This window comes from Corallococcus sp. RDP092CA, from assembly GCF_041903675.1.
Classification (GTDB): Bacteria; Myxococcota; Myxococcia; order Myxococcales; family Myxococcaceae; genus Corallococcus.
Genome location: NZ_JAYESI010000008.1, coordinates 109,171 through 120,927, shown reverse-complemented (window position 1 = coordinate 120,927; position 11,757 = coordinate 109,171). Strand labels below are relative to the sequence as shown.

The following is an 11,757-nucleotide window of genomic DNA, read 5'->3' as shown; positions in this document are numbered from 1 at the left end:
CGCGACCGCGCTCAGGGGTCTACGTCCGGGAAGCGGTACACGGTGACGAAGCTGTCCTGATGCACCAGCTCGCCCCCCAGCTCGTCCGTGATGAACGCGTGACGGATGGGGTGGAAGTAGTGCGTCACGTACCACTTGAAGTGGTGCTCCTTCAGGTAGCGCCGCATCGACTCGCGCTCCTCCGCCGTGACGACGCCAAACGCGTTGCGCATCCCCTCCGCCGCGCGGATGAGCCGCGAGCCCACGAGCGCCGCCTCCCGCACCGGCAACCGGGACAGCCGGGCGTAGGACACCGGCTTGCCGTGATAGAGCTGCTCCCACTGCCCCATCACGTTGTCCGTCAGCACCGCCGCCGGCATGGGCGCGTCGCGGATCTCATCGAACACCGGCGGCAGGCTGGGAAGCCGAGGCACCTGCATCTGGAGACCCCGGTACTCCACGTTCGGCACCAGCGCCACCGCGAGCGCCACCGCCACGCCCAGCCGCGCGTCACGCCGGCCGGCCCACGCGCCCGCGTGCGCCGCCGCGAACGCCACCAGCACCGCCAGCGAGAGGAACGTGAGCAGCACGAAGCGCACCGGCATGCCGCCGCGAGAGAACAGCGGCACCACGTGCTTGAACACCACGTAGGGCATGGGGATCTGGACCTTGAGCGGCACGCCGAACGCCGTCAGCGGCTCCGACAGCGACAGAAAGACGGCCAGCGCCAGGAGCAGCAGCACGTCCCGCCGCCACACCCGCCCCCGCCACGCGGGCACCAGCGCCACCGCGACCAGGGCGCCGATGAGCAGCACCACCGGCGACACCCGGTCCTCCAGCCCGATGTTGAGCACCGTGCCCATGGACAGCACCGCGAAGCCCAACCCCAGCCCCACCCAGCGGCGCCCCTCCGGCACGCCCCGCCACAGCGCGAAGACGGCCAGCAGCGGCGTCACCCAGCCCAGGAAGTTGCCGGTCTCCTCCGCGTTGGTCGACATCTTCACCCGCATGAGGTTCTGGGAGAACTCACGCGCCTCCGCGGGCAGCGACGTCATCCACGTCGAGCGCGTGTCCGGGATGAAGAACGAATACAGGTCCGAGAAGTAGTCCGAGTCGCCGTGGTGGATCTGCAGCGGCGCGGGGAACGCATGCAGGAGCAGCGGCACCATGGGCGGCACGCACGCGAGCCCCGCCGCCAGCCCCGCCGCCGCCGCCCGGCGCACGAGCGGATCCCTCCACGTGTCCACGGACAGGAGCGGCCCCCGCCTCCACCGCTCGGCCACCACCCAGAGGAGCGAGAAGAGCGCGATGTAGACGAGGTAGTAGTAGTCACACAGCAACACGTACAACGCGCACAGCGCCAGCCCCACCAGCCACTTGCGCTTGCCCTCGTCCAGCCAGCGGAAGAAGCAGAGCAGGTAGAGCGGCAGCCCCTCCAGCGCGGAGAGGTTCAGGTGCGCCGTCGCGTGGGTGAGGTGGTAGCGCGAGAAGTTGAACACGCACGCGCCCGCCAGCGCCGCCGCCGCCGCGAGCCAGGGCCCGTGGCCCGCGCGCTCCAGCAGGTAGCGAAAGAGCAGCCACGACGTGTAGCCCGTCAGCACGAACGAACCGAACAGCACCACGTTGTACGCCGTCTCCACCGGCATGAACGGCAGCAGCGCCACGCCCCACAGCGTCTTCGCCGGCGCCAGCGTGTGCCAGTACAGCTCCGCCCCCAGGGGCCAGTGGAGGAACGGCACGAAGAACGGGTTCTGCGGCTGCACCCAGAGGGCCTGCCGCATCCACCACAGGTGCCACATGTTCATGTAGACGTCTTCGCGTCCGCCCATCACGTGTCCCTGCATCTGGGACACGAGCGGCCAGGTGTGGAACGCCGACAGCGCGAAGAACGTGAGCAGCACCAGCGGGTGCAGCACCCGCCGCATCAGGGGGGACATAGGCGCGGGGGGATGGCTCAGAGGGGTCGCTCGGCGGCCATCAGCATGTTGTCGCCCAGGTTGAACGGGATGGACCAGTTGGACGGCACACCCCGCCGCAGCAGCTCCAGCGCCGGCGCCGCGGGCGTGAAGCTCGCCCCCACCTTCCGCAGCAGGTAGTCCGCGGAGATGATGTGCGTGTACGTCCGGACGTCCGTGACGTGGAAGCCCACCTCCTCCAGCAGCGTCGCCAGGGTGCGGCGGCCGAAATAGAAGAGGTGCATGTCCATCAGCCACGGCCACTGCCCGCCCATCAGCCGCGCCAGCAGGCTGCCCGCGTCGATGGTGGACAGGTAGATGCGACCACCGGGCCGCACCAGCTTGAGCGCCGCCTTCAGCTCCTCACGCGGATCCGCGAAGTGCTCCACCACGTCCCACAGCGTCACCACGTCGTACTGGAGCCCCTTCGCCGCCAGCTCCCGCAAGGGGAGGCCGTGCACCGTGAAGCCCAGGCTCCGCGCGTTGCCCGCGGCCCAGCGCGACAGCTCCAGGCCCTCCGGGCGGAAGCCCGCCTCGCGCGCCACGTCCAGGAAGTAGCCGCAGTAGGCCCCCACATCCAGCAGCGTGCGGCCCTGGGCGGACCCCAGCTCGCGCAGCACGCGGCGGAAGGTGTGGTAGCGGTTGTCCTTCTCCGCGACGTAGAGCGGATCCTCCACGTCCTGGTACGCCTGGAGCAGCGCGTCCGGGGACTGCAGGGGCCACTGGAACATCATCCCGCAGTCCTCGCAGCCCCAGATGGGCGGGTGGCTCCGGTGGCCGAAGGACGTGCAGTTGTAGGCCGCCGCGCCCTCGGAGGAGGTCCCCCCGCGCGCCCGGTGACGCAGCCGCAGGCGCCGCCCCTTGCACAGGTAGCAGGCGTCCGGCACGGGGGCCAGGTGCGGTTCGGAGGCACGGCGAGCGGCGTTGTCCATCATGGCGGCGCACCGTAGCCGCTGGGGCCTACCGCCTCAACACGGCGGCCGGAACAAATCCGGCCCATGGCGTCCATTGCACAGGGGGCGTCCAGGCCCCAAGCGCCCTGCCTCCAAGCGACACGCCACGACGACAGTCCCCCTCCCCCAGGTCCACCTTCCGGAAGCCCCGCGACCTGCGCGCGCTGAACGCTCCCGCGCACCGCAAGCAAGTGCAGCTACCGCCGCACGCCCGCGAAGGCCTTGAGCATGTCCTGGTAGTTCTTCGTCAGGTCCGCTTCGCGGGACAGCACCACGTCCACGTTGGCGTCGCCGAACTCGCGGCGCGCCTCCGGCAGCTTCTGGAAGGCCTCCACCTGGAGGCGCATGGACTCCACCTGCGGCGCCAGCTCCTTCTGCTGCTCCTCCGGCATGCGGGCCTGGAGCGCCTCCAGCTTCTTGAGCTCCTCCTCGTACTGGAGCGTGCGGCCCATCTGCCGCTGGCTGATGACGGCGGTGACCACCTCCGCGATGCGGTTGACCTCCTCCGTGGACAGCCCCGCGGCCTGGCGCGCGTCGGCCTCCGCCTGCGCCTTGCGCTCGATGAGCTTCAGGCCGCTCTTCGCCTTCTCCATCGCCTGGGGAGTGCCGGCGTCCAGCAGCGGCCCCATGTCCTGGAGGCCTCGCATCAGCGACCCGTACACCTCCAGCATCTTGCGCTGATAGCCCACGTAGGCCTCCAGCTTGGCCTGCGTCAGGGCGTAGGGCTCGGCCGGGACGTCCTCCCCACCCTCCCCGCCCTCCGGCCGGGCGACCGTCCCCCTGGCGTCATCCGCCCCTTCCGGGGCCCCCTCCGCCGCGTCCTTGCGACACGCGGACAGGGCCAGAAAGACGGCCAGAAACCCCCACGACTTGCGCATGCCACCTCCCGTGAACGCCGATGGGTGGCCAGTGTATGCTCCGGCCGGCCCCCGCGAGCGGCGGTTCCCGAAACGCCCCCCACGGGCAGGCTGTTCCGGGCACTGAACATTCGCCTCATTACCTTTGACCAACCGGGCCACGGTCATGTACGAACCGCGGTCTTGTCGCGACCGGTGGAGGGACTTTGAGGATTTTCCTGGTAAGGCACGGCGATGCGGACGCGGAGATCCCCGAGGGTCTCGGCGACGAGGCGCGCGCGCTGACCGCGAAGGCCCGTACGAATGTCGCCGCGCATTTCGCGTCGCTGTCGGAGCGCATGGGGCCCATCAGCCTCATCCTCACCAGCCCGCTGGTGCGCACGGTGCAGACGGCGCAGATCCTCTCCAACTCCGTGAAGCATGAAGGCCTCCTGCGCGTGCACCGCTGCCTCCTGCCGGACATGCCGGTGGGCGCCGTGGAGCCCGTCCTCAAGGAGTACTCCGACGAGAACCTCGTCCTGGTGGGCCACCAGCCCTCCATGGGCGCGCTCGCGGCGCACCTGCTAGGGATGCAGTCCTTCCCCAAGCCGGTGAACCCGGGCACGGTCATCGCCATGGAGTGGCCGGACACGCCCAGCACCACCGAAGACCAGGTGCCCGGCGAGAAGGGGGAGAACCCCCCGGCGCAGCACCTGAAGTTCCTGTTCTACGCCGCCCCCGGCCAGCAGGTCCTCGACGTCATCCAGTGACGTCCGGAAGCGCGGCCATGATGGATGAAGCCCGCTACCATTCGCTCGTGGCCGCCGCGTTCAAGCGCATCCTGGCGGCCGCGGACGCCTTCGACCCGGACGTGCTGGAAGCCGAAGCCACCGGGGACAAGGTGACGCTCACGGCCGCCTCCGGCGAGAAGTGCATCATCAACACCCAGCGCGCCGTCTGGCAGATCTGGGTGGCCGGCCAGGGCCAGGGCATCCACTTCAGCCACGACGACGCCACCCGCGCCTGGAAGGACGACAAGGGCAAGGGGCTGGAGCTGTTCGCCTTCGTCTCGGACGTGGTGAAGCACCTCACCGGCGAAGCGCTCGTCTACCCATCCTGAGCGCCCGCCCGGGCCTTCGCCGAGGGCCCCGGGTGAAGCCCGGTGCGGACCCGTGGCGCCCGGCCACGGGCCCGACGTGAGGACGGCTCAGACCGTCATCACTTCCTTCTCCTTCTTGGAGACCAGGTCGTCCACCTGCTTGATGCCGGCGTCGGTCGCCTTCTGGACCTCGTCCGTGCGGCGCTTGAGGTCGTCCTCGGTGATCTTCTTGTCCTTCAGCTGGGCCTTGAGGGCCTCGTTCGCGTCGCGGCGGATGTTGCGGATGGCGACCTTGTGCTCCTCGCCCTTCTCCTTCACCTGCTTCGCGATCTTCTTGCGCGTCTCCTCGGTGAGCGGAGGGAACGGCAGGCGGATCATCTCGCCGTCGTTCATCGGGTTGACGTCCAGGTTCGCCTCGCGAAGGGCCTTCTCGATGTCCTTCAGCACTCCCTTGTCCCAGGGCTTGATGACGATGAGGCGGGGCTCCGGCGCGCTGATGCTGGCCACGCCGTTGAGCGGCGTGGGCGTGCCGTACTGGTTCACCTTGATGCCGTCCAGGATGTTGGTGTTCGCGCGGCCGGTCCGCACCTTGGTGAGTTCCTTCTTGAGGTCCTCCACCGACTTGTCGATCCGGCTCTTCAGTTCCGCGGCGGCGTCAGCCATTGTGCGTCTCCTGTCAGAAGTGGGTGTGTCTCGGTCGTGTCCTGCTCGGGGGTCTCAGGCCCAGACCGTCTCGGAAGCGCCGACGACGGTGCCGAACTCGCCGTGGCCCGTGACGGCGCGCTGGATGTTCCCGCGCGTGCCCAGGTCGAACACGATGATGGGCAGCTTGTTGTCCATGCACAGCGAGATGGCCGTGGAGTCCATCACGTTGAGGTTCTGCTTGAGGACGTCCATGTACGTGAGCGTCCGGTAGCGCTTCGCGGACGGGTCCTTCTTCGGGTCCGCGTTGTAGACGCCGTCCACCTTGGTGGCCTTGAGGATGACCTGCGCGTTGATCTCCATCGCGCGCAGCGACGCGGCCGTGTCGGTGGTGAAGTACGGGTTGCCCGTGCCCGCGGCGAAGATGACGACGCGGCCCTTCTCCAGGTGCCGCACGGCGCGCCGGCGGATGTACGGCTCGGCGATCTGCTCCATCTTGATGGCGGACTGCACGCGCGTCTTCAGCCCCTGCTTCTCCAGCGCGTCCTGCAGCGCCATGGAGTTGATGCAGGTGGCGAGCATGCCCATGTAGTCCGCGCTCGCGCGGTCCATGCCCTCCGTCGCGCCCGCCACGCCGCGGAAGATGTTGCCGCCGCCGATGACGATCGCGATCTCCAGGCCCGTCCTGGACAGCTCCGCGACCTCCTCCGCGATGCGCGTGAGGGTGGGCGGGTGGATGCCGTACTTCCCCTCGCCCATCAGGGCTTCGCCCGACAGTTTGAGGAGGATGCGCTTGTAGGGAGAGGTGGATTCGGACATACGCGTCCGCTTCTATCCCCCGCCCCGCGCCCAAGCAACGACGGAAGTCGTGACGCGCGCCGCACCGTCCGGTGCCGGGCGGACGGACGCGCGGGACGCGGGTCACGGAATACCAAGGGCCGCGTTCCCGGCGCCCCTCCCGCGAGGGAGAGAGCCCCAGGCGCGCGGCCCCAGGGTGAGGCGGAAGGGACGGAGGCGCTACGCCTGGCCCAGCGTCTTGGCGACCTCGGCGGCCAGGTCGTCCTTCTTCTTCTCGATGCCCTCACCCACCTCGAAGCGGGCGAAGCGGCGCACGGAGACCTTCTCGCCAATCTTGGCGGCGCGCTCGTTGATCATCTCGCCGACCTTCTTCTTGTCGTCCTTCACCCAGAGCTGGTCCACCAGGCAGACGCCCTCGTAGTACTTCTCCATCTTGCCCACGAGGATCTTCTCCAGCATCGCCTCGGGCTTGCCCTGCTGCTTGAGCAGCTCGCGCTGGATCTCCTTCTCCTTCTCCATCGCCTCGGAGGGGACCTCCTCACGGCGGACGTACTTGGGGCTGGCCGCGGCGATCTGCATGGCCACGTCCTTCACCAGCTCCTGGAAGTCCGGGTTGCGGGCGACGAAGTCCGTCTCGCAGTTGACCTCTACCAGCACGCCGATGCGGCCGCCGTGGACGTAGGTGCCGACGATGCCCTCGGCGGCGACGCGGCCTTCCTTGCCCGCGGCCTTGGCGATGCCCTTCTTGCGCAGCCACTCCTCGGCCTTCTCGAAGTCGCCACCGGACTCGGCCAGCGCCTTCTTGCAGTCCATCATGCCGGCGTTGGTGCGCTCGCGGAGGTCCTTCACCATCTGGGCGGTGATTTCAGCCATGTCGTGCCTCTTTCTTCGTCTGCTCCGAGCCTGGCGACGTGCACCGGGGGCGGAGGCCTGAGTTCAAGGGGAAAACCGCTGGAACAAAAACGGAGGCGGCCGGACAGCGGGCCTTGAGAGGTGCCGCCCGGCCGACTCCGGAAGCTGCGTGAGGAAGCGATGAGGCGCTGGCGGTTACTCCGCCGGCGTGGCCTCGCCGCCCTCGGGCGCCTGCTCGGTGGAGGTGGCCGCGCTGCCCTTCATCTCCACGACGGGGCCGCGGCGGTCGCCGCCACGGTCACCACCGCCCCGGCGGTCGTCGCGGCGGTCGCCGCGATCGCCACGGCGCGGGCCCCGGCGGTCATCGCGGCGGTCGCCGCGGTCATCACGACCCTCGCGCTCCTCCTGCTCGTCGCGCTCGGCGGCGCCGGACGCGCGGTAGCGCGCCGCACCCTCAAGGCACGCGTCCGCGATCTTCGACGTGAAGAGCTTGATGGAGCGGATGGCGTCGTCGTTGCCCGGGATGACGAAGTCGATGCCGTCCGGATCGCAGTTGGTGTCCACCAGGCCAATCACCGGGATGCCCAGGCGGGTGGCCTCGTGGATGGCGATGTGCTCCTTCTTCGGGTCGATGACGAAGACGCAGCGGGGCAGCTTCGCCATGTTCTTCACGCCGCCCAGGTTCTTCTCCAGCTTCTCGCGCTCGCGCTCGAGCTGGGCGACCTCCTTCTTGGGCAGCACCTCGAAGGTGCCGTCCTCGGCCATCTTCTCCAGGGTCTTGAGGCGGTCGATGCCCTGCTTGATGGTCTTGAAGTTCGTCAGCGTGCCGCCCAGCCAGCGGCTGGTGACGAAGAACTGACCGGCGCGGCCGGCCTCCTCGTGGATGACGTCCTGGGCCTGCTTCTTGGTGCCGACGAAGAGCACGGACCCGCCGCGCGCCGTGATGTCCGCCACGAAGCGGAAGGCCGCGCGGGCCATGGTCACGGTCTTCTGCAGGTCGATGATGTAGATGCCGTTGCGGGCGCCGAAGATGTAGGGCTTCATCTTCGGGTTCCAGCGCTTGGTCTGGTGCCCGAAGTGGACGCCCGCCTCCAGGAGCTGGCGCATCGTGATGCCGCTGGCGGCGGCCATCGCCTGGGCCTGGGTCTGCGTATCCTGCTGGATATCCATGGTGCGTGTACCTTCCGGTTGTTCCGCCACGCGCGTTGAGACAGCTGCCAGTCCTGGCCCCTCCACCGTGGAGGGGCACCGGAGACCGGTGACACGCGTGTGAGTAGTGGGTGCTTCCGACTGCCCCGGGCGGTGAGGCCCGGCCCCTCTCTATAACGGGGCGCGGCGTCCTTAGCAGAACGCTCCGGAGGGGCGCAAGCTTCGGCACACCCGCTGTCCGCCCGCGCGCGTCCCGGGGCCGCCCCCCTCCCCTCCAGGAAGGCGACCGGCGCGGCCCCCGCTCCCCTGGGACGGGGAGGGCGACCGCGCCGGAGGGCGCTTCCATCAGGGCTTCAAGGGCCTACGGGTTGGCCTCGTTGGCGCCGTGGCACTTCTTGTACTTGCGGCCGCTGCCGCAGGGGCAGGGGTCGTTGCGGCCCACCGCGCGGGGAGCGGCGGCGGCCTCGCGCTGGGCGACCGGGGTGGCGGTGGCCTCCTCGAGCTTCCCCTCGGCGTCCGCGCGGCCCTCGACGGCCTTCTTCTGCTGCTGGGCCAGCTGGCGCTGGATGCGGGCGGTCTCCTCCGCGGCGTTGGAGGCGGAGCGGGCCTGCACGCGCATCATCTGGCTGACGAACTGCGTCTTGATGGCGTCCAGCATCTGCATGAAGCCCGTGTAGCCTTCCTTCTTGTACTCCTGCTTCGGGTCCTTCTGGCCGTAGCCGCGCAGGCCGATGCCCTGGCGCAGGTGGTCCATGGCCAGCAGGTGGTCCTTCCACAGCTGGTCGATGGTGGCCAGGTACCGGTACTGCAGGAAGCGCATGAAGTCTTCGCCGAACTCCTGCTCGCGGGCGGTGAAGACCTTCTCCGCCGCGGTGTAGATCTGCTCCTGGAGCTCGTCGCGGTTGCCGATGCCCTCGAAGGACATCTCCAGGTTGAGCGACTCCTTCACGGAGTTGGACAGCGAGGCGATGTCCCAGGTGTCGGAGCTGCGCGTGGGGGCGTAGGTGTCCGTCAGGGACACGACGACGTCCTCCACCGCGTCCAGCACCATCTCCCGGAAGTCCGCCCAGGAGATGACGCGCTCGGAGCGCGTCTTCACGCGCGTCTTGAGGTCCTCCTCGTACTCCACGAGGGGGATGCCCGCGCCCGACGCGAGCACCTGGCGGCGCAGCTTGTAGATGGTGCGCCGCTGCTGGTTCATCACGTCGTCGTACTCGAGCAGGTTCTTGCGGATGTCGAAGTTGTGGCCCTCGACCCGCTTCTGCGCGCTCTCGATGGCGCGGGAGAGCCACACGTGCTCGATGACCTCGCCCTCCTCCATGCCCAGGCGCTCCATCAGCATCTGGATGCGCTCGGACCCGAAGATGCGCATCAGGTCGTCTTCCAGGGACAGGAAGAAGCGGCTGGCGCCCGGGTCACCCTGGCGGCCGGCGCGGCCACGCAGCTGGTTGTCCACGCGGCGGGACTCGTGGCGCTCGGTGCCGATGATGAAGAGGCCGCCGGCGGCCATGACCTCTTCACGCTCGCGCCGGGTGAGCTCCTCGTTGTTCGCCTTGGTCTCCGCGAAGCGCTTCTCGTAGTCCGCCAGCGCCGCCTGGTAGGCGGTGAGGTCCAGCGGCTGGCCGTCCACCGCCTCCGGCGGCTCCGGCGGCGGCCCCATCTGGCTCTTGGTCATGACCTCCGCGTTGCCGCCCAGGAGGATGTCCGTGCCGCGGCCGGCCATGTTGGTGGAGATGGTGACCGCGCCCTTGCGGCCCGCCTGCGCCACGATGTCCGCCTCGCGCTGGTGCGCCTTGGCGTTGAGGACGCTGTGGGCCACGCCGCGCTTCTTGAGGAAGTTGGACACCACCTCGCTCTTGGCGATGGACACCGTGCCCACGAGCACCGGCTGGCCGGCCTTGTGCAACTCCTCGATCTGCGCGGCGACGGCCTCGAACTTCTCGCGCTCCGTCTTGTAGACCACGTCCTGCTCGTCGCGGCGCTGCGCGGGGCGGTTCGTGGGGATGACGCGCACGTCCAGGTTGTAGATCTTCGCGAACTCTTCGGCCTCCGTGTCCGCGGTGCCCGTCATGCCGGACAGCTTGGAGTACATGCGGAAGTAGTTCTGGAACGAGACCGTGGCGAGCGTCTGGTTCTCGTTCTCGATCTTCACGCCCTCCTTGGCCTCGATGGCCTGGTGGAGGCCGTCGGACCAGCGGCGGCCCGGCATGAGGCGGCCGGTGAACTCGTCGACGATCTGCACCTCGCCGTCCTTCACCACGTAGTCCTTGTCGCGCTTGTAGAGCGTGTGCGCGCGCAGGGCCTGCTCGACGTGGTGGAGGGTCTCGATCTCGCCCGGGTCGTAGAGGTTGCCGACGTTGAGGCGCTTCTGGAGCTTGTCGATGCCGTCGTCGGTGAGGGCCACCGAGCGGTGCTTCTCGTCCAGGGTGTAGTCCTGGTCCGGCACGAGGCCCGGGATGACCTGGTCCACCCGGTAGTACTTGTCGGTGCTGTCCTCGGTGGGGCCGGAGATGATGAGCGGCGTGCGGGCCTCGTCGATGAGGATGGAGTCCACCTCGTCGACGATGGCGTAGTTGAGCTCGCGCTGGACGTAGTCCTGCAGACGGAACTTCATGTTGTCGCGCAGGTAGTCGAAGCCGAACTCGTTGTTCTGCCCGTACGTGATGTCCGAGCGGTACGCCTCCTGGCGCTGCTTGTCGGACAGCTCGTGGAGCACGCAGCCCGTCGTCATGCCCAGGAACTTGTAGACCCGGCCCATCCACTCGGCGTCGCGGCGGGCCAGGTAGTCGTTCACGGTGACGACGTGCACGCCGCGGCCGGACAGGGCGTTGAGGTAGGTGGGCAGCGTCGCGGTGAGGGTCTTGCCTTCACCGGTGCGCATCTCCGCGATGCAGCCCTCGTGCAGGAACATGCCGCCGATGAGCTGCACGTCGTAGTGGCGCTGGCCGATGACCCGGCGCGCCGCTTCACGGGTGAGGGCGAAGGCCTCGAAGAGCAGCTCGTCGAGCGGCCGGCCGTTCGCGATCTCCTGCTTCATCCGGGCGGTTTCGCGCGCGAAGTCCTCGTCCTGGAGGGCCTTCATCTTGCCCTCCAGTTCGTTGATGCGGGCGACCTTCACGCGGGCTTTCTTGAGCTCGCGCTCATTCTTCGTCCCGATGAGCTTCTTTAGCGTCCATTCAATCATGTTGGCTCTCTCGCCGGAGGATCCTCGAAGGAGCGCGGCGAGTGAAGGGAATTCCCAGGAGATGTAAGGGAGAACCAGACGGAAACCACGCGCGCCCCCCGAAACTTCCTCTCGGCTGGCCGCCCGGCGCGCGGTGGCCCAGAGTAAAGCGGAACCGAGTCCACGCAATGTCCCCTAAGCAGAATCACCGTCCCCGCGCCGCGAAGACTTCCTCCGGGCGCTCCTCCCAGGGCCCTCGACGGCCAGGCACTCCCTCCCGGCCCGGCAAGGCCGCGCGCCCCGGGCCTCCCTCCGGCGGCAGGCCCGGCAT

Annotated in this window: 10 protein-coding genes; 2 read left to right on the top strand and 8 right to left on the bottom strand. The window is 68.8% G+C overall.

The features are described from left to right. Positions 1-11: 11 nt before the first annotated feature. The 3 genes from U8525_RS11755 to U8525_RS11745 form a co-directional block, all read right to left on the bottom strand. Positions 12-1,916 (bottom strand): hypothetical protein, encoded by a 1,905-nt coding sequence (locus U8525_RS11755; protein ID WP_374264837.1) that lies wholly within the window; start codon positions 1,914-1,916, stop codon positions 12-14. 17 nt (positions 1,917-1,933) lie between these two features. Then, on the bottom strand, positions 1,934-2,869 hold the full coding sequence (locus U8525_RS11750) for a class I SAM-dependent methyltransferase (protein WP_374264835.1): 936 nt from the start codon (positions 2,867-2,869) through the stop codon (positions 1,934-1,936). 215 nt (positions 2,870-3,084) lie between these two features. Next, complete coding sequence (locus U8525_RS11745) at positions 3,085-3,765, bottom strand: hypothetical protein (protein ID WP_374264833.1); 681 nt, start codon at positions 3,763-3,765, stop codon at positions 3,085-3,087. A 185-nt stretch (positions 3,766-3,950) separates the two neighbouring features. Here U8525_RS11745 and U8525_RS11740 point away from each other — a divergent pair, with 185 nt between their 5' ends. Both U8525_RS11740 and cyaY read left to right on the top strand, forming a co-directional pair. Then, positions 3,951-4,493: a histidine phosphatase family protein gene (locus U8525_RS11740; RefSeq protein ID WP_223644160.1), complete on the top strand. Its 543-nt coding sequence runs from the start codon at positions 3,951-3,953 to the stop codon at positions 4,491-4,493. Positions 4,494-4,510: 17 nt separating this feature from the next. Beyond that, positions 4,511-4,843, top strand: a complete 333-nt coding sequence (gene cyaY, locus U8525_RS11735) for an iron donor protein CyaY (RefSeq protein ID WP_374264831.1) — start codon at positions 4,511-4,513, stop codon at positions 4,841-4,843. 87 nt (positions 4,844-4,930) lie between these two features. Here the strand turns inward: cyaY and frr are convergent, their stop codons facing one another. From frr to secA, 5 genes are all read right to left on the bottom strand, one after another. Next, on the bottom strand, positions 4,931-5,485 hold the full coding sequence (frr, locus tag U8525_RS11730; protein WP_223644158.1) for a ribosome recycling factor: 555 nt from the start codon (positions 5,483-5,485) through the stop codon (positions 4,931-4,933). A gap of 54 nt (positions 5,486-5,539) precedes the next feature. Further along, positions 5,540-6,283: a UMP kinase gene (gene pyrH / locus U8525_RS11725; RefSeq protein ID WP_374264829.1), complete on the bottom strand. Its 744-nt coding sequence runs from the start codon at positions 6,281-6,283 to the stop codon at positions 5,540-5,542. Between the two features lie 198 nt (positions 6,284-6,481). Further along, positions 6,482-7,135, bottom strand: a complete 654-nt coding sequence (tsf, locus tag U8525_RS11720; protein WP_374264827.1) for a translation elongation factor Ts — start codon at positions 7,133-7,135, stop codon at positions 6,482-6,484. 174 nt (positions 7,136-7,309) lie between these two features. Continuing rightward, positions 7,310-8,284 (bottom strand): 30S ribosomal protein S2, encoded by a 975-nt coding sequence (rpsB, locus tag U8525_RS11715; RefSeq protein ID WP_374264825.1) that lies wholly within the window; start codon positions 8,282-8,284, stop codon positions 7,310-7,312. Positions 8,285-8,624: 340 nt separating this feature from the next. Continuing rightward, positions 8,625-11,447, bottom strand: coding sequence for a preprotein translocase subunit SecA (secA, locus tag U8525_RS11710; protein WP_374264822.1), 2,823 nt, complete (start codon positions 11,445-11,447; stop codon positions 8,625-8,627). Positions 11,448-11,757: the final 310 nt, after the last annotated feature.